We start from the raw sequence: 20,417 nt of genomic DNA, 5'->3' as shown, positions 1-20,417 counted from the left end.
TCGGCTGCTCAAGCGAGCGTCCGCACCAGCATGAACACGGCCAGCGCCAGCAGCATCGCCGCGAACACCCGCGTCAGCACGCCCCGCCTTGCGGCCAAACCGCGCGCCACCCGCGCCCCGCCCAGGCTGCCCAGCACGCCGCCCGCCACGAACAGCGCGGCCATCCACCAGTCCACCAGCCCCGACAGGGCGTAGCTCGCCGCCGTGGTGGCGCCGAAGGCCGTCACCGCCACCAGCGAGGAGCCGATGGCATTCAGCGACCCCATGCCCGTCGCCGCCATCAGCCCCGGCACGGCCAGGAACCCGCCGCCGATCCCGAAGAAGCCCGACAGCAGACCCGTCGCGCCCCCGGCCCCCACCAGCGCCGGCGCATTCCCGCGTGAGAGGCGCACGGTGGTGGTGGGCACGGGTTCGCCCTTGCGCAGCATCAGCACGGCCACCACCGCCATCAGCACCGCGAAACCGGCCAGCAGCGCCTGCCCGTCCACCCGCTTGCCGATGGCGGCCCCCGCGAAGGCGCCCGCCACACCCACGGTGGCGAAGACGCTGGCGCAGGGCCAGCGCACATTCCCCGCCCGTGCATGGCTGAGCAGGCCCAGCCCCGCATTGAGCGCCACGGCCACCGCGCTGGTGCCGATGGCCAGGTGCGCCTGCGGCATGCCCACCAGATAGACCAGCAGCGGCACGGCCAGGATGGACCCCCCGCCGCCCACCAGCGCCAGGGTGAAGCCCACCAGCGAGCCGGAAGCCCCGGCCAGCAGCGCCTGGACGGCGGAGATGTCCATGGCTCAGGCCACCGCGCGCTTGTTCCAGGGCATCATGGCCAGCGCATTGGCCATGGGGCAGAGGCCCACCACGCCGGCCATCACCAGCCCAGCCCCGACAAAGGCCGAGAGCAGGTGGAACAGCGGCGACACCGCGAAGCCCAGCACGGCGCCGAGCACGACCAGCGAGCCGGCCACGATCTGCACCTGGCGCATCAGCGGCAGCGGCGCCTTGCGGTTCTCCGCCACGGGCAGCCCGGCCTGGCGCCAGGCGTCGAGGCCGCCTTCCACGATCATCGCCTCGCAGCCGGGGGCGCGGGCGGCCAGCGCCGCGGCGTTCTCGGCCGTGCGGCGGCCGGACTGGCAGTGGAAGATGACGGGCTTGCCCGCCTGCACCGCGAGTTCGGCCTCCGCAAGCCGCGAGACGGGCAGATGCGCCGTGCCGGGGATGTGGGCGCGCGCGCGCTCATCGGCCTCGCGCACATCCACGAGGATGGCGTCGCCGGACTTCAGCAGGGCGGCGGCGCGGGCGGGGGTGATGGTGGGAAGGGTCATGGCATGGTCTCCTTGCGTCTTCAGTGAGAGAGGGCGGGCGGTTGCGCTTCGCAGAACAGGCCGTGCAGCGCCTCCATCAGGCGCCCCACCCGCGGGTCCGCGATGCGGTAGTGCAGATGCGTCCCTTCCCGCCGCCGCGTGACCAGGCCTTCCGCGCGCAGGCGCATCAGGTGCTGGGACAGCGCGGCCTGGGACAGGCCCACCCGTTCCGCCAGCCGCCCCACCGTCACCTCGCCCTCGGCCGCGAGCTGGCAGAGCAGCATCAGCCGGCGGGCATTGGCGAGCTGCCGCAGGAGTGCGGCGGCATCCTGGGCGTGGGTCTCGAGTTGGGAAGCGGGGTCCATCGGAAAGGGGCTCATCTATTCGTTGACGCTAAAATAGCGAAGCCTTATATATAAGTCAACACGCATACGGAGACCGTCATGCCCGCCCCCCTGATCCAGCCCTTCTTCGACGAGCCGACCAACACCGTCAGCTACCTGGTCTCGGACCCCGCCACGAAGCAGGCCGCCATCGTGGACCCCGTTCTGGACTGGGACCACAAGTCCGGCACGGCCGACACCGCCTTCGCCGACCGCATGCTGAAGACCGCGGAGGAACAGGGGCTCAAGATCGTGCTGGTGCTGGAAACCCACGCCCATGCCGACCACCTGACGGCCGCGCCCTGGATCAAGGCGCGCACCGGCGCGCGCATCGGCATCGGCGAGCACATCACGGAGGTGCAGCGCATCTTCCGGCCCGTCTTCGCGGCCGAGGACGTGAAGGAGGCCGGCGCTGATTTCGACCTGCTCTTCACCGATGGCGAGCGCTTCCAGCTGGGCGGCCTCACCGTCGAGGTGATGCACCTGCCCGGCCACACGCCGGCCTGCGTGGCCTATCGCTTCGGCGACGATGTCTTCGTGGGCGACACCATCTTCATGCATGACTACGGCACCGCCCGCGCGGACTTCCCGGGCGGCGACGCGCGCACGCTCTACCGTTCCATCAAGCGCCTGCTGAGCCTGCCCGGCCACACCCGGCTGTGGATGTGCCATGACTACAAGGCGCCCAACCGCGACACCTATGCCTGGCAATCCACCGTGGCGGAGCAGCGCGCCCACAACCCCCATGTGAAGGACGGCAAGACCGAGGAGGAGTTCGTGGCCTTCCGCCAGGGCCGCGACGCCACCCTTTCGGCGCCCACGCTGCTGCTGCCCTCGATCCAGGTGAACATCCGCGCCGGGCGCTTCCCGGAGGCCGAGAGCAACGGGGTGCGCTACCTCAAGGTGCCGGTCACGGCGCGCAACCCGGCGGGGGTGGTGTAGCGTCCGATCGCCTTTGGTAGAATGACCAAAGGCGTGAATCGGCCGCTGCACAGCGGCGCGGGCATGGCGGCGTCCCGGCCTCCGGATTGGACAAGCGCGGCCGGGGCGCCTATTCGCACCCCCCGCGCCACACAGGGATGACCAGACCATGAAGCCCGCCGAAATCCAGGCCGTCCAGGCCCATCTCCGCCGCCTGCTGGGCACCCAGAAGCTGACCATCCGCGCGGCCCAGACCCGCAACGGCCCGGTGGAACTGCTGGTGGACGGTGAGACCATCGGCACCGTGGACCGCGATGACGAGGATGGCGAGGTGGCCTACCACATCACCATCTCGGTCCTGTCCGAGGACCTGCCCCTCAACTGAGGGGCGCTTCAGCTCAAGGCATGCCCGCACACCAGCCGGCGGAGGGCCTGCTGCAGATCGTCCGGCCGGCAGGGCTTGCGCAGCAGCAGCGACCTGCCGTCGAGTTGCTCCAGTTCCGGCTCGGCATGGCGTGAGACGAAAAGGACCGGCAGGTCCGGCCGGTCGCGCCAGGCAGCGCGGGCCAGTTCGGGGCCGGACAGGCCCGGCGGCATCCGCATGTCGGTGATCAGCACGTCCGGGGCCAACCCCTCCGCCAGCAGACCCAGCGCCGTCGTGCCGTCCGGGGCGGAGGTCACGCTGTGGCCCAGTGCCGCCAGCAGGTCGGCCAGCATCATCCGCACCGAGGCCTCGTCCTCCACCAGCAGCAGCCGCAGCTTGCGGAAGGGCTTGGCCGCATCGGGCCCGCGGGGCTGGGCGGGCCCGGCGATGGCGGGCAGCAGGAGATGGACGGCGGTGCCCTGGCCCGGCGCGCTCTCGATACGGACCATCCCGCCCGATTGCCGTGCCAGCCCCTGCGTCTGGCTGAGGCCGAGCCCGCTGCCGCCGCTGTCGCCCTTGGTGGTGAAGAAGGGCTCCAGCGCCCGGCTGCGCACCGCCTCGCTCATGCCGATGCCGGTGTCGCGCACCGTCAGCACGGCGTAGCGGCCAGGGGAGAGGGGCGGGGAGAGGGGCGGGTCGGGGGCGCCTTCCTCCTGGCGCGCGGCCAGGGTCTCGGTGCCGAGCGAGAGCATGAGGCGCCCGCCTTCGGGCATGGCGTCGCGCGCGTTCACCGCCAGGTTCAGCACCACGAATTCGAGCTGCGTGGGGTCCACCAACGCCACCGGCGGGTCCGGCGGCAGATCGAGCGTGATTTCCACCGCGCTGCCACAGGTTGTGCCCAGCAAAGGCAGCATCCCTTCCAGCAGCGGCGCCAGCGCGACGGCGCGCGGTTCCAGGGGTTGGCGGCGCGAGAAGGCGAGGAGCTGCCCGGTCAGCGCCGCCCCGCGCGCCACGGCGTCGCGCAGCATGGCCATGCGTCCGGGCCGCCGCGCATCCTCGGGCGTGGCCTCCAGCAGGTCGAGCCCCGCCTGGATCACGGCGAAGAGGTTGTTGAAGTCATGCGCGACGCCGCCGGTGAGCTGGCCGATCGCCTCCGCGCGCTGGCTGCGCTGCAAGGCGGCCTCGGTGCGGCGACGCTCCTCCATCTCGGTCTTGAGCGAGGCGGCCAGCGCGGCCGAGCGCAGCTGCGCCGCCGCGGCCGCGCGTTCCAGCCGCACCAGGTCGGTCACGTCCACATGCACGCTGATGCCGATGCCGTCCTGGGTGCGGCGTTCGCTCACGCGCACCCAGCGGTCGCCGGGCAAGGGAACCTCGAAGGGGGCGCCCTCGAAGCGGGGGTTGTCCGTCAGGGCCACGCGCGCCTCCGCCGCGCCGGGGCGGCCGGCCCAGAGCGCCTCCACCAGCGTACGGAAATCCTGCCCCTGGGCATCCGTCGCATGGTCCAGGCCATAGATGGCGGCGAAGCGGTTGTTCACGGAGAGGATGCGGTCCTTCTCGTCGCGCACCATCGCGCCATCCGCGATGAGCGGCACCTCGTCCTGCCGCAACTCGGGCAGATGTTCCTCGGCCAGCCCCGCCTCGCCCCCCGGCCCGAGGCCGAGCGGCACCCAGACGCGCAGCCGCCCGCCATCGGCCATGGGCAGCACCGCCACCCGCAGCCTTCGGCCCCGATGCACGAATTCGAAGGGCCAGGACTGGCGTTCATGCCGCAGGATGCCATCGGCGATGTACCGGTCCATATGCGCGGCCTCCGACTCGCTCAGTCGCGCGGCATAGAAGCGGCGGAGATTCTCGGCATAGGATTCGCCCGGATAGACATGCCCCGCATGCTCGGGGAAGTAGCGGAGGAAGCTGTCATTCCAGAGACGGGTGCGATGCCGCGCGTCGAAGACGCACATGGCGAGGCCCATGGAATCCAGAAGCCTGGCCAGTTCGGCCAGCGGCACCACGGTCGCCTCGACCCCGGCCTCTGCCATTTACGCCCTCCTTCCACCCCTCCCGAATTGATACGAGTGGTGTCATCATGTCGAGGGGGTGGCAAGTGGAAAGGGAGTCACCCTGCCAGGCGACGTTCCAGCAAGACCTTGAGGGCACGAAGTTCCGCCTCCACGGTCGCCAGACGTTCCCCCACCGGATCGGCCTCGCCGGCCGGCAGGCCGTAACCCACGGTGGCGGTATCCGGGCAGTCCGCGCCCACGCAGCGTGCCGGGATGCCGACGACGGTGGTGTGCGGCGCCACGGGGGCCACCACCACGGAGTTGGCGCCGATGCGGCTGCGCTCACCCAGTGTGATGGGCCCCAGGACCTGGGCGCCCGCGCCGATGACGACGCCGTCCTGCACATCCGGGTGGCGCTTGCCGGCCTTCATGGACAGGCCCCCCAGCGTGACGCCGTGATAGATGGTGACGTCGTCGCCGATGGTCGCCGTCTCACCGATCACGACGCCCATGCCGTGGTCAATGAACAGCCTTTGGCCGATGCGCGCGCCGGGATGGATCTCGATGCCCGTCAGCATCCGCCCCAGATGCGAGGCGAAGCGCCCGAGGCCCCGCAACCCACGGCGCCAGAGCCAATGCGCCAGCCGGTGCCACAGCACCGCGTGCAGGCCGGGATAGGAGAAGATCACCTCCGGCCAGGAGGGGCGGGCAGGGTCCCGCTCCCGGATGGAGCGGCCGAGGGCGATGATCTCCATGGTCAGTTCACCAGCCAGGGTGGGGCGGGCAGGTTCTTGCCGCGCAGGAATTCGGGGTTGAACAGCTTGGACTGGTAGCGCGCCCCGCCATCGCACAGGATGGTGACGATGCGATGCCCGGGGCCGAGGCGTTTCGCCACCCGGATGGCGGCCGCCACATTCAGCCCGGCGCTGCCGCCGATGCACAGGCCTTCATGCATGGTCAGGTCGAAGACCTGTTCCAGCGCCTCCTCGTCCGGCACCTGCACCGCGTCGTCAATCCGCACGCCTTCGAGGTTCGCCGGCACGCGCGACTGGCCGATGCCCTCGGTGATGGAACCGCCCTCGCTCATCTCCGGCGTGCCGGTCTTGACCCAGGAATAGAGGGCCGAGCCCATGGGGTCCGCCAGGATGATCAGCGTGCTGGGGTCCGCCCGCGTCAGCGCCATGGCGACGCCCGCCAGCGTGCCGCCGGTGCCGCAGGCGCAGGTGAAGGCGTCCACGCGGCCGCCGGCCTGGCTCAGGATCTCGGCACCGGTGGTCCGCCGGTGGCCCTCGCGGTTGTCGAGGTTGTCGAACTGGTTGGCCCAGATGGCGCCGCCCGGGTGGGTCTGTGCCAGCTCCTCCGCCAGGCGGCGGCTGACATGGACGTAGTTGCCGGGGTCCTTGAAGGGCTTGGCGGGAACCAGGCGCAAATCCGCGCCGATCATGCGGAGGAAGTCGATCTTCTCCTGGCTCTGCGTCTCCGGCATCACGATGACGCTGCGATAGCCGCGGGCATTGCCCACCAGCGTCAGGCCGATGCCGGTGTTGCCCGCCGTGCCCTCCACGATCAGCCCGCCAGGGCGGAGTTCGCCGCGCGCCTCCGCGCCCTCGATGATGGCGAGCGCGGCGCGGTCCTTCACGCTGCCGCCGGGGTTCATGAACTCCGCCTTGCCCAGGATGTCGCAGCCCGTGGCGGCCGAGGCCCGGGCCAACCGGATCAATGGCGTATGGCCGATGGCGCCGAGCAGGCCGGTGACGGGGGAGGGGGGAGGGGGCGCGTCCATGAAGGCAGCATATCAGCTGAGCGGGGGCGTGAAACAAGGGCGCGTTGAGAGCCGCGCGTGGCGTGCGGGACGGGGTTGCGGAAAGGCGCATACACAATCGGTAAATGCCGATTGATTTTCACGAGGACCGATGCGTATATGCCGGGCATGAACGTGCATATGCCCCGCCAGAAAGAACGATGTCGTGCGGTGAAATAGCCCGCCGACCCCTCATTCCTTCTGGAGACATTCCATGCACCGCCGTTCCCTCCTCGCCGCCCTGCCGGCGCTTTCCTTCGCCGCGCCGGCCCTGGCGCAGTCCGACCGTCCCATCCGCCTGATCGTCCCCGTCGCCCCCGGTGGCAGCCAGGACATCGTGGCGCGCCTCTTCGCCCGCCATCTGGGCCCCGTGCTGGGGCAGAACTTCGTGGTGGAGAACCATCCCGGCGCCGGCAGCAACATCGGCTACGCGCTGGGCGCCCGCGCGCGGCCGGACGGGCTGACGCTGGTGGCGGGCTCGGACAGCCTCTCCATCAACCGGTCCTTGTTCCGCAACCTGGGCTTCGACCCGGTGGAGGATTTCGCACCGGTGGCCCAGGCCACCTCGGTGCCGCAGATCCTGGTGGTGCGGGCGGATTCTCCCATCCGGGACCTGGCCGGCTTCGTCGCCGCCAGCCGCGCCGAGCCCCTGGCCGTGGGCACGCCCGGCAATGGCAGCCTGTCACACCTGCTGCTGGAGGTGCTGCAACAGGCCAGCGAGACGCGGGTGATCCACGCGCCCTATCGCGGCGGCGCGCTGGCGCTGGTGGATCTGATGGGTGGCTCGCTCCAGGGCGTCATGATCAATATCGGCGCCATCACGGACCGCGTTCGGGCGGGGCAGCTGCGCGGCATCGCGGTCTCCACTGCCCAGCGCGCGGCCGCCCTGCCCGATGTGCCGAGCTTCGCCGAGGCCGGCTTCGCGGGCGTCGCCGTGGCCGGCTGGCACGGGCTGGTGGCGCCCCGTGGCACCGATCCCGGCGTGGTCGCGCGGCTGCACGGCGCGCTGGTCCAGGTGCTGGCCCTGCCGGAGGTGGCGCAGCGCCTGCACGCGCTGGGCATCGAGCCCGTCACCGAACCGCCCGAGGCCCTGGGCGAACGCCTGCGCGCCGATGCCGCGCGCTGGGAAGCGGTGATCCGCCGCACCGGCATGCGGCCCGAGTAAGGCCCGCTACTGGCAGCTGATCCGCGTGGCCGCCGCCAGGCGGTCGGGCGTCATGGGCGGCGCGCCGGGGCGGCGGTTCTGGTAGCCCAGCGGCACCGACCAGGTGGCGCCGGGCGGAAGGCTGCGCGGCGTCCCCTCGGGCCGGCCCAGGGCATCGCCGGTGAACAGCACCACCACGCGCAGCGGCACGCTGTGGGTGTTCCGCAGATGCGCCACGAAATGCGAGCGGGGGTTCTGCCCGGTGGTGCCGCGCACCTCGAAACTGTCGGCCGTCAGCCGCCCGTTGCAATAGGTGGTGGGCTGGGCGGCGGCGGGCAGGGCCAGCGGCAGCACCGCCGCCGCCAGCAACCAGGCCCTCACGCCGTCACCATCGCGATCTTGCCGAAATGGCGGTTGGCCTTCATGTGCGCCAGCGCTTCCGTCACCTCGTCCAGGTGGAAGACGCGGTCGAGCGGCAAAGCGAGCTTGCCCTCGGTCAGCGCGGGCCAGAGGTCGGCCCGCATGCGGCGCACGATCTCGCGCACCTCGGCCACGCTGCGCGTGCGGAAGGTGACGCCGATATAGCTGATGCGGCGCGCGGCGTGCAGGTCGAAGTCGAACTCCGCCACCGCGCCGCCGAGGCGCCCGACATTCACGATGCGCCCGAGAATGGCCGTGGCGGCCAGCGTCTGGGACACGAGCTTCCCGCTGATCTGGTCCACCACCGCGTCCACGCCGCGCCCGCCCGTCGCGTCCAGCACCTGCTGCACCCAGCCCGGATCATTGGTGTCCACCGCCAGCGTCGCGCCGAATTCCGCGAGCCGCGCGCGCTTCTCGGGGTTGGTGGAGCTGCCGACCACCACCGACGCCCCCATCAGCCGCGCGATCCGCAAGCCCATCAGCCCCACGCCCGAGGAGGCGCCCTGGATCATCACGGCGCTGCCGGGCTTGCACAGCCCATGCGTCACCACCGCGTCATGCATGGTCTGCAGCGCGATGGGCAGGGTGGCGGCCTGTTCCCAGGAGAGGTTGCTGTCCGGCACGGGCGCCACGCGCCCCCAATCGGCCAGCGCATATTCGGCGTAGGAGGCCGCCATGGAGGCCATGACGCGCATGCCCGGCCGCACGCTGTCGGGCACCTCGCTGCCCACCTCCACCACCTCGCCCGCGCCCTCCAGGCCCGGGATGGCGCCCGGCCCGCCGATGGCGCCATGCTTGTGGCCCGCCGCCACGCCAAGGTCGGCGCGGTTCAGCCCGATGGCGCGCAGGCGGATCAGCACCTGCTCGGGGCCCGGCTTGGGCACGGGCACTTCCTTGACGACGAGACCCTGTTCAGTGACGACGGCGGCTTTCATGGACGTTTCCTCAAGTGGGGCGGCGGATGAGCAGGACGCCGAGGCCCAGTGCGGCGATGGCCGCGCCCGATCCCTGACGCAGCCGGAGCAGCAGGCGGGGGCGTGTGAAAAGCCCCTCGCGCAGGCGCCCGGCCAGCAGGGCGACGAGAAGGTCCACGCCGGTGTTCAGCGCAACGCAGAAGCTTCCCAGGAGAACGAACTGCCACAGCACCGAGCCCGCGGCAGGGTCCAAGAACTGCGGCAGAAAGGCCAGGAAGAAGGCGGCGGTCTTGGGATTGAGCGCCTCCACCACCACGCCCTCGCGGAAGGGGCGGGCGGGTGCGGCGCCCGTGGCGGCCAGGTCCAGCCCGGAAGCGGCGCCCCGGAAGGTGCGCCAGCCCAACCAGAACAGGTAGAGCGCGCCCGCCACCTTCAGCAGCGTGAACAGCTCCGCGCTGGCCAGCACCAGCGCGGAGACGCCCAGCGCCCCGGCCAGCACATGGGCCATGCCCCCCACCCCGGTGCCGAGGCTGGACAGCACGCCCTCGCGCCGGCCGGCCCCCAGGCTGCGCGCGGCCACGTAGAACATGCCCGGTCCGGGGCTGAGCGCCAGCACCAGGGCCGCGCCCAGGAAGAGCAGGAGGGTCGTGACGTCGGGCATGGTTACAGCTTCTTGCGATACCAGATGCGCGAATGGCCGGGCGGCATGCCATCCAGCCGCCCCGCCTCCTGCCAGCCATTGCGCTCCCAGAAATGCGGCGCCTGGAAGCTGAAGGTGTCGGTGTAGGCGTCGGTGCAGCCGCGGCCGCGGGCCAGGGCCTCGGCGCGGGAGAGCAATTCCGTGCCGAGCCCCTTGCCGCGCATCTCGCGCGAGAGCCAGAGCCAATCAATGAACAGCCAGTTCCAGTAGGTGAGGCCGAGCAGGCCGCCCTTCACCACCTCATGCTCGTCACGCGCCAGCACCGTCACCGGCTCGCGGTCATAGGGCCCGCCCATTTCCTGGTTGAAGCCGTGCAGCCCGCGCTGGATGGCGGCGACGGCCTCCAGCTCCGGATAGTCGTCGTCGCTGATGGAGATGCCGGCGGGCAGGCTCATCCCAGCCGGCCCCAAGCCGCCACGCCGACGGTGAGGATGCCGAGGACGAAGTTCACCAGGATCAGTTGACGGATGCGGTCATTGGCCGCCGCCGCCCCCGCCGTGTCGCCTGCGGCCAGCGCGGCGCGCATCTGCTTCCAGGGCCCGGTGAAGATGGCGATGAAGACCGCCGCCATCAGGATGCCCGTCAGGTGCATCAGGTGGACATGCCAGCCCACGCCACGGAAGCCGCCATAATAGCCGAAGAGCAGCCAATAGCCGCTCAGCAGCACGATCGCGACGGCGTGCCACACCACGAGGAAGAAGCGCCGGTGCACGCCCCCCATCAGCGCCATGCGCTGCGCGGGTTCGAGGGTGGCCAGCGCCGGCCGCAGCGCCATGAGCGCGAAGCCCATGCCGCCGACCCAGAGCACGGCGAAGACGAGATGGAGCGTGTAGGCGAGGTTGGAGATCATGGAACCAAGCTAATCCCTGAGTGCCACTGTTGGAATGACCCCGCGGAAACTTCGCCCCTCGGAAAGTTCCCCCCCTCGGAAAAGTTCAGGGGGTGAAGCCCCGCAGCGCCGCGGCCAGCGCCCGCATCTCGGACGCCGCCATGCCGCGCGGCTCGCTTTCCGTCACCCCCATGCCCAGGGCGAAGGCGGCGGCGAAGGCGGAACGGTTGCCCAGCCTCTCCTCCAGCACCGGCGAGCCGCGCCGGGCCAGCTCGCCCAGGATCACGTCGCGCAGCTTGCCCGTGGGCGGCATGCGGTTCAGCACCAGGCGATAGTCGCGGCGCTCGGCCTCGGCCAGGTTCAGCGTGGCCTCGCTGGCCCAGAGGTCGGGCAGGGAGGGTTGCAGCGGCACCAGCACCAGGTTGGCGGCGCGGATGGCAAGGCGGCTTTCCGTCTCGGCATGGGGCGGCGTGTCGATCACCACGAAATCGGCCTCGCGGCGGTGGCGGTCCAGCGCGCCCTGCACCCGCCAGCCGGCCGGCGCCTCGAAACCCAGCGGCGCGGCATCGGCCCCGCGCAGCGCCTGCCAGCGGGCCAGCGTGCCTTGCGGGTCGGTGTCGAGCAGGGCGACGCGGCCGCCGCCCTCGCCCAGCGCCACGGCGAGGTTGGCGGCGAGGGTGGACTTGCCCGCCCCCCCTTCTGCTGCGCGACGGTGATGACGAAGGCCATGGCCGTCCCCCTGCTGGTCCGATTCGCGGACCCACCCTACCCCATTTTGCGGTGCTGCAACGCAGCGCGCGCCGCGGCCATCACGGCGGTGCCCGGCACGGTCAGCGGCGGCGCCTCGGGCAGCAGGGCGGCGGCGGGCGCCATGGAGGCCTGGGCCAGCGCCACCCGCCCCCGCCTGCCGCGCGCCGCCTTGGCGATGGCGGCGTGGTATTCCTCGAACCGGCCTTCCTGGAACAACGCCCAGGCGCCGGGCACGCCATAGAGCCCGACATCGGCGCCGGTCCGGGCCGCGGCCTCGGAAAACAGCTTCCAGGTGCTGGCCCGGGTGCTGGGCGCGGCATAGAGCACCGTCACCTCGCCCCCGGTGCGCGTCGCGGCGGCGGCCAGCGCCGCATCGGCGCGCAGCACCGGGCGGGGGGCGTCCTGGGCGAAATCCACCGCCTCGCCGATGGTGGAGCAGGTCAGCAGCACGGCGTCCGCGCCTTCCGCCATGGCGCGCAGCAGGGCGGCGACCTCCACCAGCAGCGCCGAATCGGGCGCGCGCAGCCATTCGGGGCGGCATTCATGCGTCAGCCGCAGCGCGCCGCCGGGCAGGGCGGCGGCGGCGGCGTCGAACAGCGCGGCATTGGAGGCGCCCGTGTGCAGGCAGGCGATGGTGAGCGCCACGCGGTCCTTCAGTTCAGGAAGGGGTTGCGCGCGCCGGGGCGGGTCTGCGCCGGGCCGAAATGCTGGGCCAGGTAGGTCACGATCAGGCGGCGCTCATCACCTTCCAGCGGGGCCATGCCGTGCACCTCGGTCATCCAGGTCATCAGCTCGTCCCAGCGGGATTCGCTGAAGCGGCTGCGGCGGATGATCGCGGTGCTGTGGCAGGCGGTGCAGGCGTAGAAGACCTCCTCCTGGCCCTCGCCGGCCGGGAGGATGGAGGGCTCCTCGACCGGCTGGGTGGCCTGGTCGAGGCTGGTTTGGGCGAAAGCGATGCCTCCGCCCAGGGCGAACAACAGGGCCAGTGCGCGCAGCATCAGCCCACCAGGATCGCGGCGCGGCTGATGGCGTTGGCGCCATAGCCCTGCGGGTTCCAGTTGGCAGGCGCGTGCGGCTGCATGCGGCCCTCGCTGTCGGTCGCGCGATACCACACCTCATAATAGCCGTCCGAGGGCAGGGCGACGCGGCCTTCCCAGCGCTGCCAGGCGTGGCGGTTGGCGGGGGCCGCCACGCGCATCTCGGTCCAGGTCTGGCCGAAATCCACGCTGGCATGGACGGCGCGCACCGTGTGGTCGCCGGCCCAGGCCGCGCCGCGCAGGTCGAGGCTGCGCGTGCCCGCCGCCAGCCGCGTGCCATGCGCATGGGAGGAGAGGATGGACCGCACGGGCATGGAGGTCATGTCCGCGAAATCCGCGCCGTCATTGCTGCTGCCCGGCACGATGGGCCGCACCGGCATGCGGTAGCTGGTGCCGCCCATGCCCTGGCCGCGATGCGGTTCGGCCAGCAGCGTCACGCGCGTCAGCCATTTCTGGCTGAGGCTGCCTGGCCAGCCCGGCACCAGCAGCCGCACCGGCGCGCCATTGATGTGCGGGATGGGACCACCATTCACCGCGAAGGCGATGATGGTGTCCTCGTCCATGGCCTTGGCGACGGGCATGCCGCGGCTGATGGCCGCACGGTCGGTGGCCCCGGAGAGATGCGGGTCCGCGCCGAAATGGCCCGTGTAGCGCCCGGTCTCCTTCACGCCGGCGGCGCGCAGCACGTCGCGCAGGCGCACGCCCGTCCAGGCGGCGTTGCAGATGGCGCCATTGCCCCATTGGTTGCCGCGCGTCTGCGGCTGGAACTGCGCGCGGCCATTGCCACCGCATTCCATCTGCAGCTGGAGCGTCACGTTCTGGAAGCGGCTGCGGAGCTCGGCCACCGTCAGCGTCAGCGGGGTATTCACCTCGCCGTCAATGGTGAAGCGCCAGGCGTCGGGGTTCGCGGCCACTTCCGGCAGCTGGCCGTTGTTGCGCACAAAAATCTTGTCATTGGGCGTGACGGCGTCGTCCAGCGCGGTCTCGGGCGCTTCCAGCACCAGCGGGCGTTCGCCCTGCAGGATCATCTCCACCTTGCCATCAATCCGCATCATCTGCGGGCCGCCGGAGCCTTGGGCGGCGGCGGGGCGGGTGAAGAGGGCGGGCAGGGTGCCGCCGGGCATCTGCGCGGAGAAGGGAATGGCGCCGCCCACCGCGGTGCCCATGGCGGCGAGGGCGGCGCCCTTCAGCGCGCCGCGCCGGTTCCACACCAGGGCATCGGCACGTTCGGGGTCATCGGCGTAGAGTTCGGTCGCACTGCGTTCGGTGCGGAAAGCCTTTTTCATCTCAACGTCCTCCCTGAGCTTCCTGCATTGTTAAGGGCTTTGGCACATATGTCCACCCGATCCGACCTGGCCTTGCTGACCCCCGCCGAGATGGCCGAGGCCGACCGTCTCGCCGGCAACGGCCCCGCGCTGATGGAGGCGGCGGGGCGCGCCGTGGCCCGCGCCATCCAGGCGCGCTTCCGCCCCTGCCGGGTGCTGGTGCTGGCCGGGCCGGGCAACAATGGCGGGGATGGCTATGTGGCGGCCCGCCACCTGGAGCGCGCGGGCTGGGATGTGGCGGTGGCGCCCCTGGCCCCGCCGCGCGCGGGCAGCGATGCGGCCGGGGCGGCCGCGCGATGGCGCGGCCCCATGCGGGCGCTGACGGCGGAGACGATCGCGCGCGCCGGGCTGGTGGTGGACGCGCTGTTCGGCGCCGGGCTGGCACGGCCGCTGGATGCGCCCCTGGCGGAGATGCTGCGGGGTGTCGCGGCGCCGCTGGTGGCGGTGGATGTGCCCTCCGGTGTCTGTGGCGCCACGGGGGCCGCGCGCGGCTTCGCGCCCCAGGCCGCGCTGACCGTCACCTTCTTCCGCCGCAAGCCGGGGCATCTGTTGAACCCGGGGCGGGATCTCTGCGGCGAATTGGTGCTGGCCGATATCGGTCTGCCCACGCGGGTTTTGGACCGCATCCGCCCACGTGCCTTCGCCAATGGCCCGGCGCTGTGGACGCTGCCCCGGCCGGGCGCGGCCACCCACAAGCACAGCCGGGGCCATGTGGTGGTGCTCTGCGGGACGCAGATGCCGGGGGCCGCGCGCCTCGCCGCTCAGGCGGCACGGCGCGCCGGGGCGGGGCTGGTGACGCTGGCCTGCCCGGACCGCGACCTGGCGCGCGCGCTGCGCGTCGCGGAACCTGGGCTGCTGGTCAGCGAGGCGCCGCTCGCCACGCTGATGGAAAGCCTGCCGCGCGCCGTCTTCCTGGCCGGTCCCGGATTACCGCCCGATGAGACGACCCGCGCCACCCTGGCCGCGCTGCACGCCGCGCGACGCGTCACAGTGCTGGATGCCGGGGCGCTGACCGCCTGCGCCGGGGCGCCGGATTTGCTGTCCGGCGCCGCCCTTCTCACCCCCCATGCGGGCGAATTCACCCGCCTCTTTGGCCCGCCCGGCGAGGACCGGCCTTCCACCGTGCGCGAAGCCGCGGCGCGGACGGGGGCAGTGGTGCTGCTCAAGGGCAGCGACACGCTGATCGCCGCGCCGGATGGCGAAGTGGTGATCAACCACGACGCGCCCCCCTGGCTCGCCACCGGGGGCACGGGCGATGTGCTGGCGGGCATCGCGGCCGCGCTGCTGGCCCAGGGCATGCCGGCCTTCGAGGCCGCCGCCGCCGCCGCCTGGTGGCAGGGCGCCGCCGCGCGGCAGGCCGGCCCCGGCCTGCTGGCGGAGGACTTGCCGGAACTTTTGGATGACAGTCACCAAAAATTGTCAACTTGACGATAATCGCCTCTGTCCCGCATCCTCAACCAAGAATTAATTAGAAGTAGGAAAACTGGTTCGGCGTTTCGTGCCTGGTCTGGGTCTTGGCGTGATGAACCAGGGTTGAGGAGGACGTTTATGGTTGTTCTTGACTGGTGCCGGGCGCCCCTGCACGCCGGCAGGGCTCTGGCGGCCCTGTTTCTGTTGCCCCTCGCTCTGGCCGCCTGCGTCCCGCAGGCTGATCGCGGCACGGTGCATGGCTTCCGGCAATCCGTGGCCCAGGGGAATTTCCAGGCCGCCACCAACATCGCCTCCGGGCTGGCCGGCGTGGGCGCGAATGGCCGCGGGACGGAACTGCTCTGGTCCATGAATGCGGGCGGCACGGCCTTGCACGCGCAGGACCATGTGCGGGCCGTGACATTGCTCGATGGCGCCGAGGAGATGATGCGCGCTGCCGAGGAGGCCAGCTTCAACTGGGGGCGCACCTACCGCTTCGGCACCTATGACGCCGTGATGGTCAACACCTACAAGGCCATCGCGATGCTGGGCCGGGGCGATCCGGCCAATGCCCGCGTCGAGCTGAACCGTCTTGAGGAACGCCAGGCCCGCACGGTGCAGCGCTTCCGCAACGAGATCGCGGCGGCCATGGCCGATGCCGAGCGCCAGCAGGCGCAGGACCCCAGCCGCAGCCAAGCGCTGCAAAACGCCCAGCAGAGCCCCGAGGTGCGCGAGCAGTTGCAGGCCCTGGACCGCTGGCGCAGCTACCAGCCTTTCGTGAACCCGGCCGGGACCTATCTGCGCGCCCTCTTCCTGCTGAACAGCGGCGAGCCCGGTGATGCCGACCAGGCCCGCACAGCCTTTGAGCGCGTTGCCGGCATCGCGGGGAACCCCCGCGTCGTCGCCGAGGATTTGGCGCTGGCGCGCCGCGCGGCGCAGGGCCGGCGCGATGCCCCGCAAGTCTGGGTGATCTTCGAGAACGGCCAGTCGCCCGTCTTCGAGCAGATGAACTTCACCGTGCCCATGCCCGTTTACATGCATGGCGGCGTCACCATACGCCCCGTCACCGTCTCGATGCCGCGCATGGTGTTCCAGCCCGACGCCTATCGCGCCATCGAGGCACGAGCGGGCAATGCCCGCGCCACCACCGTCACGGTCGCCAGCATCGAGGGCGTGATGGCCAGCGAGTTCCGCGCGCGCTACGACGGGCTGCTCGCCGCCGCCGTCTTCGAGGCGATCGCGAAGGCGGCGGGCATCAGCGTCGTGGGCGCCGCCACGCGCAACGCCTCGCCCCTGGTCGCGATCCTGGCGGATGTCGCCGCCACCACGGCGGCCAATGTCACGCAGTCCGACACGCGCTCCTGGCTGATGCTGCCGCGTGAATTCCAGGCGGCCCGCCTGCCCGTGCCGGCCAATGGGCGGCTTGAATTGCAGGCCTTGGGCGGACCTTCCGAGGTGGTGCAGCTGCCGGCCGGCCGCTCCGCGCTGGTGCTGGTCAAGGCACAGGCGCCGGGCAGCCCGCTGAGCATTCAGGTGCATCCGCTGTGACCCGGCCCGCCCTCCTCGCCGCGCTGCTGCTGATGGGCGCCTGCGCGGCCCCGCCCCCGCCGCCCCCGCCGGGCGACCCGCGGCTGATCATCACGCCCGCCGCGTCCAGCCTGCGCTATGGCCTGCCCGTGGTGGCACGGGGCGCCGACGGGCGTCTGCGGGTGAATGTGGACGTGGTGAACCCGCATGAGGCCGACTTCCCGCTGCGCGTCCAGACCGATTGGCTGGACGGCACCGGGCGTCCCATTCCCACCCTGCTGTCCCGACCCGCCTTCCGGTCGTTGGCGCGCGGCACGGTGACGACCATCGACGCCGACGCGCCCCATCCCCGCGCGGAGGATTTCCGCATGACCTTCGACACCGAGAACTGACGATACCGGGAACCGAGCCGGCAAGGAGCCACCGCATGAGCACCCACCCCACTTCCCGCCGCCTGGTCCTGGGCGCCAGCGCCACCCTTCTCCTGGCCGCCTGCCAGCCGGGGGGGGCGACATGCCGACCACCCGCATCGATCCGCGCAACGACCGCAGCGCCATCGGCATGGGCCTCGACAACCGTGACTTCGAGGAAGCGGGCCGTGCCCTGGTGCGGTCCATGCTCGACAGCGGACGGCTGCAGCCACGCCCGAATGGCGAGCCGCGGGTGATGGCCATCAGCCGCATCACCAACGACACCACGCTGCGGATCAACACCAATGAGCTGACGCAGCTGGTTTCGGTCGAACTGAGCAATTCGGGCCGCGTGGTCACGACCACCGCGGTCGGGCTGGACGGCCCGGCCGACCCGCTGGTGGCGCGGGCGCGGCAGCTCAACCAGTCCAGCATGATGGACCAGCGCACGGTGGCCCGCACGGCGGGGCGCGGCCAGGTCATCGCGCCGGACCTCAGCCTCTCGGGCAACATCATCCAGCGCACCAACCGCGTGGATGGCGGGGCGACGCGTGTGGACTACGTGTTCCAGCTGAACCTCACCAACATCCGCACCGGCATCGCGCTATGGCAGGGGCAGGAGGTGATCAGCCGCGTGGGCTCCGGCCGGACGGTGACCTGGTGATGCGCCGGCGTAACTTCGCCCTTGGGACGTCGGGCCTGTTGCTGGCGGGTGGCGCGACGGCGCAGGGCGTAGGCCAGACTGAGACCGACTTCGTGCAGCTTTCCTATGCATCTAGACAACGGCTGGAAGACGCGATCGACAAGTACATCACGGATTCCGGCTTCGCCGGACGTGCGGACGTGCTGCTCGAATTCGGCGCAGCCGACGTCAACGTCCGTGGTGACCATCCTGATTGGGCACGTCATCGCACCCTGGCCTTCGATTCGGCGCTGCTTGAAGCGCAAAGCAAGCTTGTCTCGCGGCTGAATACGCGCATCGTCGCTGAATCCATCGAACGGCTTTTTCGCGCCGGCAACAGCGAGCCTCCGCCCTTCCAGGCGGAAGGGCTGAACCGCCCGGGCCAGATGAACGACCTGTTGCGCCGCCTGCTCGCGGTCGCGCGTGGCCGCCTGGACAACGAGCTGCGAGAGTTGGGCATAGAACCGGAAACCTTGAACCAGGCGCCTGAGCCGCAGCGTCACGTCATGCTGGCGCGCAGCCTGCGCCAAACCAGTGTGCGCCGATCCGTTGGCGAACTGGTGGGGTTTGAGCCGGTCCAAACCTTCGAGGTGCATGACGGACGCGGTAACTTCCGCATTGGCGTCGTCATGGTGGGATCCGAGCGCAGCAAGGCCATCGCGCGGGATATCCTGCAACGCCGTGGGCAATTCACCCCGGAACCTGCGCGCGCAATGGATTTGCGTCAGGTGGTCGCGGACCGAAGCCGCCTCCTGGATGATTTCGGCGTGCGCCGCGTGACGGATGAGGCTGGAATGCCAGCCCTTTTATCCTTCGCCCAGTGGGGGATTGGCTATCGTGGGAATGACCGCGTCAGGCTCGGGATGGAGCTTGATATTGCCGGCCGTCAGGTGCGGGAGATGGCAGACCGGCAGATCGCGGAATACTTGGCGGGAAGCGGACAGTTCGACAGCAATTCCGAAATTGGCATGGAAATCGAACAGGCTGTCCAGCGTCACGCGGACGGCTATGTCGAGACCTCCCCTTCCACGACGGCGCTTGTGGACGGCCTGCGTCAGGTGATGCGCCGCCGCGCCAACCTTCAGGGCATTACGGGCCTGTCCACCCTGCTGGCCTGGTCGCAGACCCACCCCGTTACCAACCAGCCCATCATCGGCGCGGTGCGAGTCTGGTCGGCCTCCGCCGATCAGGCAACGCGCGCTTTCCGGGACGGCCGAACCCCGCAAGGGACAGCGGTGGAGCCGAACAACTCCGCCGGCCAGCCCGGCATGCGCCAAGGACGGCCGCTCACCACATCGCGGGATTTCTGATCATGCGCTGGCTGCTTGCCCTGTTCCTGTGTGTGGCCTTGGCGCAACCGGCGCTTGCCCAACCGATGACCGTCGAGTCCGAGGGCAGCGGGCTGACGCGGGAGGAAGCCGTGGCGCAGGCCCTCCTCCAGGCCGTGGAACAGGTCACTGGGGTCGCCATCCAGGCGGAAGCACTGTCGCAACAGTCAGGGTTGCAGATCGCGACTGAGGCCGGTTCCCGCACCGAGCTTTCGGCCTTGAGCCAGACGGCCATCCAACGGCGGTCGGGCGGCGTTGTCCGTAGCTACCAAGTGCTGTCCATCGAGGCTACGCCCGGCGGGCTGTTCCTGGCGCGGTTGCTGGTGGAAGTCGACCGCTTCCGAGCGACAAGCCCCACGGGTGAGACGCGGCGGCGCCTCGTTGTCGGTGAATTCCGCGACGAACAGCGGCGCGAAACGGAGTTCGCGCGACAACTGCGTGACCGACTGATTCAGCACTTGACCCAATCGCGGCGTTTCGCCGTGCTCGATCGCGACGCGACCGCGGCCTACCATCGAGAGATGGCGCTGCTTTCCGTGGATGCGCCCGTCGCTGAACGCGTGCGGATCGGCCAGGTTCTCGGGACGGACTATCTGGTCATAGGCCGCCTCAGGGGTGTTGGCGCCGCCCGGAACGAGCGGCAGTTGTCTATCACCGGGGAAGTCATTGTCCGCACGCAGGCCCAAGGGACGGTTGATTTCCAGGTGCTCGAAGTCGCGACGCGTCAAGTCCGCTGGGCGGGGAGCGCAAGCGTCACCAATTCCGGTAACCTCGCCGCCGTGCTGGATGCCATCGCCACGCGGATAACCCGCGAGATTACCCAGACAATCTACCCGATGCGGCTTCTGCGCGCCGAGACGCCGGAGGAAATGATCCTGAACCAGGGTGGCGTCACCGTCGTCGAGGGCCAGCGTTTCCGTGCCATGCTGCTGGGCGAGGAAATGCGGGACCCCTACACCCAGGAAAGCCTCGGCCAGGTCGAGCGTCAGCTTGGCATCATCCAAGTCTATCGCGTGGATGACCGCCTGTCCTACGCCCGGCTTGTTGAGGGCGAGATGCCGCCGGCCGGGGCCGATGTTGTGCTGCGCCCCGCCCCGCCCACACCGCCGGCCCCGCCACGGCCCGCGCCGCGCAGCCGGCCCGACAACCGCTCGATGTTCGACTGAACGCAACCCGGCCG

Annotated in this window: 24 protein-coding genes; 9 read left to right on the top strand and 15 right to left on the bottom strand. The window is 70.9% G+C overall.

Annotated features, from left to right (window positions below):
* Positions 1-8: 8 nt before the first annotated feature.
* Genes ICW72_RS12430 through ICW72_RS12420 form a run of 3 tightly spaced genes read right to left on the bottom strand, consistent with a single transcriptional unit; the run spans position 9 to position 1,663 of the window.
* Complete coding sequence (locus ICW72_RS12430) at positions 9-785, bottom strand: sulfite exporter TauE/SafE family protein (protein WP_191082996.1); 777 nt, start codon at positions 783-785, stop codon at positions 9-11.
* A gap of 3 nt (positions 786-788) precedes the next feature.
* On the bottom strand, positions 789-1,319 hold the full coding sequence (locus tag ICW72_RS12425) for a rhodanese family protein (protein WP_191082995.1): 531 nt from the start codon (positions 1,317-1,319) through the stop codon (positions 789-791).
* Between the two features lie 20 nt (positions 1,320-1,339).
* Complete coding sequence (locus ICW72_RS12420) at positions 1,340-1,663, bottom strand: ArsR/SmtB family transcription factor (RefSeq protein ID WP_223880562.1); 324 nt, start codon at positions 1,661-1,663, stop codon at positions 1,340-1,342.
* Positions 1,664-1,741: 78 nt separating this feature from the next.
* Here ICW72_RS12420 and ICW72_RS12415 point away from each other — a divergent pair, with 78 nt between their 5' ends.
* Together ICW72_RS12415 and ICW72_RS12410 are read left to right on the top strand one after the other, a co-directional pair.
* The gene (locus tag ICW72_RS12415; protein ID WP_191082993.1) at positions 1,742-2,623 is read left to right on the top strand and encodes an MBL fold metallo-hydrolase; all 882 of its coding nucleotides are present in this window, start codon (positions 1,742-1,744) and stop codon (positions 2,621-2,623) included.
* A gap of 148 nt (positions 2,624-2,771) precedes the next feature.
* Complete coding sequence (locus ICW72_RS12410) at positions 2,772-2,987, top strand: DUF3126 family protein (RefSeq protein ID WP_184381870.1); 216 nt, start codon at positions 2,772-2,774, stop codon at positions 2,985-2,987.
* Between the two features lie 8 nt (positions 2,988-2,995).
* On the opposite strand, the gene ICW72_RS12405 is transcribed toward ICW72_RS12410, so the two are convergent.
* From ICW72_RS12405 to ICW72_RS12395, 3 genes are all read right to left on the bottom strand, one after another.
* Complete coding sequence (locus ICW72_RS12405) at positions 2,996-5,002, bottom strand: ATP-binding protein (RefSeq protein ID WP_191082992.1); 2,007 nt, start codon at positions 5,000-5,002, stop codon at positions 2,996-2,998.
* A 77-nt stretch (positions 5,003-5,079) separates the two neighbouring features.
* The gene (gene cysE, locus ICW72_RS12400; protein WP_191082991.1) at positions 5,080-5,718 is read right to left on the bottom strand and encodes a serine O-acetyltransferase; all 639 of its coding nucleotides are present in this window, start codon (positions 5,716-5,718) and stop codon (positions 5,080-5,082) included.
* A 2-nt stretch (positions 5,719-5,720) separates the two neighbouring features.
* The gene (locus ICW72_RS12395) at positions 5,721-6,746 is read right to left on the bottom strand and encodes a cysteine synthase A (RefSeq protein WP_191082990.1); all 1,026 of its coding nucleotides are present in this window, start codon (positions 6,744-6,746) and stop codon (positions 5,721-5,723) included.
* A 232-nt stretch (positions 6,747-6,978) separates the two neighbouring features.
* Here ICW72_RS12395 and ICW72_RS12390 point away from each other — a divergent pair, with 232 nt between their 5' ends.
* Positions 6,979-7,929, top strand: coding sequence for a Bug family tripartite tricarboxylate transporter substrate binding protein (locus tag ICW72_RS12390; protein WP_191082989.1), 951 nt, complete (start codon positions 6,979-6,981; stop codon positions 7,927-7,929).
* 6 nt (positions 7,930-7,935) lie between these two features.
* Here the strand turns inward: ICW72_RS12390 and ICW72_RS12385 are convergent, their stop codons facing one another.
* From ICW72_RS12385 to ICW72_RS12345, 9 genes are all read right to left on the bottom strand, one after another.
* Positions 7,936-8,289 (bottom strand): hypothetical protein, encoded by a 354-nt coding sequence (locus ICW72_RS12385; protein ID WP_191082988.1) that lies wholly within the window; start codon positions 8,287-8,289, stop codon positions 7,936-7,938.
* A complete protein-coding gene (locus tag ICW72_RS12380; RefSeq protein ID WP_191082987.1) occupies positions 8,286-9,263 on the bottom strand; it encodes a zinc-binding dehydrogenase in 978 nt (325 codons plus the stop codon). Before ICW72_RS12380 ends, ICW72_RS12385 begins: the two co-directional genes overlap by 4 nt.
* A 10-nt stretch (positions 9,264-9,273) precedes the next feature.
* Complete coding sequence (locus ICW72_RS12375; protein ID WP_191082986.1) at positions 9,274-9,903, bottom strand: LysE family translocator; 630 nt, start codon at positions 9,901-9,903, stop codon at positions 9,274-9,276.
* A 2-nt stretch (positions 9,904-9,905) separates the two neighbouring features.
* Positions 9,906-10,337, bottom strand: coding sequence for a GNAT family N-acetyltransferase (locus ICW72_RS12370; protein ID WP_191082985.1), 432 nt, complete (start codon positions 10,335-10,337; stop codon positions 9,906-9,908).
* Complete coding sequence (locus tag ICW72_RS12365) at positions 10,334-10,792, bottom strand: CopD family protein (RefSeq protein WP_191082984.1); 459 nt, start codon at positions 10,790-10,792, stop codon at positions 10,334-10,336. Before ICW72_RS12365 ends, ICW72_RS12370 begins: the two co-directional genes overlap by 4 nt.
* 85 nt (positions 10,793-10,877) lie before the next feature.
* Entirely contained in the window at positions 10,878-11,429 is a 552-nt protein-coding gene (locus tag ICW72_RS12360; protein WP_332308913.1) for a ParA family protein, read from the bottom strand.
* Between the two features lie 107 nt (positions 11,430-11,536).
* The gene (locus ICW72_RS12355; RefSeq protein WP_191082983.1) at positions 11,537-12,166 is read right to left on the bottom strand and encodes an Asp/Glu racemase; all 630 of its coding nucleotides are present in this window, start codon (positions 12,164-12,166) and stop codon (positions 11,537-11,539) included.
* A gap of 8 nt (positions 12,167-12,174) precedes the next feature.
* Entirely contained in the window at positions 12,175-12,519 is a 345-nt protein-coding gene (locus ICW72_RS12350) for an aldehyde dehydrogenase (RefSeq protein WP_191086355.1), read from the bottom strand.
* A complete protein-coding gene (locus tag ICW72_RS12345) occupies positions 12,519-13,844 on the bottom strand; it encodes a sulfite oxidase (RefSeq protein WP_191082982.1) in 1,326 nt (441 codons plus the stop codon). Before ICW72_RS12345 ends, ICW72_RS12350 begins: the two co-directional genes overlap by 1 nt.
* A gap of 48 nt (positions 13,845-13,892) precedes the next feature.
* Here ICW72_RS12345 and ICW72_RS12340 point away from each other — a divergent pair, with 48 nt between their 5' ends.
* From ICW72_RS12340 to ICW72_RS12315, 6 genes are all read left to right on the top strand, one after another.
* Positions 13,893-15,311 carry an NAD(P)H-hydrate dehydratase gene (locus tag ICW72_RS12340; protein WP_191082981.1) on the top strand — a complete coding sequence of 473 codons (1,419 nt, stop codon included), beginning with the start codon at positions 13,893-13,895 and terminating at the stop codon, positions 15,309-15,311.
* 186 nt (positions 15,312-15,497) lie between these two features.
* The gene (locus tag ICW72_RS12335) at positions 15,498-16,838 is read left to right on the top strand and encodes a hypothetical protein (protein WP_191082980.1); all 1,341 of its coding nucleotides are present in this window, start codon (positions 15,498-15,500) and stop codon (positions 16,836-16,838) included.
* A complete protein-coding gene (locus ICW72_RS12330; RefSeq protein ID WP_191082979.1) occupies positions 16,835-17,209 on the top strand; it encodes a putative periplasmic lipoprotein in 375 nt (124 codons plus the stop codon). Before ICW72_RS12335 ends, ICW72_RS12330 begins: the two co-directional genes overlap by 4 nt.
* A 121-nt stretch (positions 17,210-17,330) precedes the next feature.
* Positions 17,331-17,891: a penicillin-binding protein activator LpoB gene (locus ICW72_RS12325; RefSeq protein WP_191082978.1), complete on the top strand. Its 561-nt coding sequence runs from the start codon at positions 17,331-17,333 to the stop codon at positions 17,889-17,891.
* Positions 17,891-19,219 (top strand): DUF6844 domain-containing protein, encoded by a 1,329-nt coding sequence (locus ICW72_RS12320; RefSeq protein WP_191082977.1) that lies wholly within the window; start codon positions 17,891-17,893, stop codon positions 19,217-19,219. Before ICW72_RS12325 ends, ICW72_RS12320 begins: the two co-directional genes overlap by 1 nt.
* Positions 19,220-19,221: 2 nt before the next feature.
* Positions 19,222-20,403 carry a CsgG/HfaB family protein gene (locus ICW72_RS12315; protein ID WP_191082976.1) on the top strand — a complete coding sequence of 394 codons (1,182 nt, stop codon included), beginning with the start codon at positions 19,222-19,224 and terminating at the stop codon, positions 20,401-20,403.
* Positions 20,404-20,417 lie beyond the last annotated feature (14 nt).

It is taken from the genome of Roseococcus microcysteis (genome assembly GCF_014764365.1).
GTDB lineage: Bacteria > Pseudomonadota > Alphaproteobacteria > Acetobacterales > Acetobacteraceae > Roseococcus > Roseococcus microcysteis.
The sequence above is the reverse complement of the archived record's forward strand: the minus strand, read 5'-3'. Positions and strand labels throughout refer to the sequence as shown.

Bases quoted from the DNA above. Each gene is read 5' to 3' on its own strand.
- ICW72_RS12430 (WP_191082996.1), bottom strand. From the start codon at position 785: ATGGACATCTCCGCCGTCCAGGCGCTGCTGGCCGGGGCTTCCGGCTCG.
- ICW72_RS12425 (WP_191082995.1), bottom strand. From the start codon at position 1,319: ATGACCCTTCCCACCATCACCCCCGCCCGCGCCGCCGCCCTGCTGAAG.
- ICW72_RS12420 (WP_223880562.1), bottom strand. From the start codon at position 1,663: ATGGACCCCGCTTCCCAACTCGAGACCCACGCCCAGGATGCCGCCGCA.
- ICW72_RS12415 (WP_191082993.1), top strand. From the start codon at position 1,742: ATGCCCGCCCCCCTGATCCAGCCCTTCTTCGACGAGCCGACCAACACC.
- ICW72_RS12410 (WP_184381870.1), top strand. From the start codon at position 2,772: ATGAAGCCCGCCGAAATCCAGGCCGTCCAGGCCCATCTCCGCCGCCTG.
- ICW72_RS12405 (WP_191082992.1), bottom strand. From the start codon at position 5,002: ATGGCAGAGGCCGGGGTCGAGGCGACCGTGGTGCCGCTGGCCGAACTG.
- cysE (WP_191082991.1), bottom strand. From the start codon at position 5,718: ATGGAGATCATCGCCCTCGGCCGCTCCATCCGGGAGCGGGACCCTGCC.
- ICW72_RS12395 (WP_191082990.1), bottom strand. From the start codon at position 6,746: ATGGACGCGCCCCCTCCCCCCTCCCCCGTCACCGGCCTGCTCGGCGCC.
- ICW72_RS12390 (WP_191082989.1), top strand. From the start codon at position 6,979: ATGCACCGCCGTTCCCTCCTCGCCGCCCTGCCGGCGCTTTCCTTCGCC.
- ICW72_RS12380 (WP_191082987.1), bottom strand. From the start codon at position 9,263: ATGAAAGCCGCCGTCGTCACTGAACAGGGTCTCGTCGTCAAGGAAGTG.
- ICW72_RS12375 (WP_191082986.1), bottom strand. From the start codon at position 9,903: ATGCCCGACGTCACGACCCTCCTGCTCTTCCTGGGCGCGGCCCTGGTG.
- ICW72_RS12370 (WP_191082985.1), bottom strand. From the start codon at position 10,337: ATGAGCCTGCCCGCCGGCATCTCCATCAGCGACGACGACTATCCGGAG.
- ICW72_RS12365 (WP_191082984.1), bottom strand. From the start codon at position 10,792: ATGATCTCCAACCTCGCCTACACGCTCCATCTCGTCTTCGCCGTGCTC.
- ICW72_RS12350 (WP_191086355.1), bottom strand. From the start codon at position 12,519: ATGCTGCGCGCACTGGCCCTGTTGTTCGCCCTGGGCGGAGGCATCGCT.
- ICW72_RS12345 (WP_191082982.1), bottom strand. From the start codon at position 13,844: ATGAAAAAGGCTTTCCGCACCGAACGCAGTGCGACCGAACTCTACGCC.
- ICW72_RS12340 (WP_191082981.1), top strand. From the start codon at position 13,893: ATGTCCACCCGATCCGACCTGGCCTTGCTGACCCCCGCCGAGATGGCC.
- ICW72_RS12325 (WP_191082978.1), top strand. From the start codon at position 17,331: ATGCCGACCACCCGCATCGATCCGCGCAACGACCGCAGCGCCATCGGC.
- ICW72_RS12320 (WP_191082977.1), top strand. From the start codon at position 17,891: ATGCGCCGGCGTAACTTCGCCCTTGGGACGTCGGGCCTGTTGCTGGCG.
- ICW72_RS12315 (WP_191082976.1), top strand. From the start codon at position 19,222: ATGCGCTGGCTGCTTGCCCTGTTCCTGTGTGTGGCCTTGGCGCAACCG.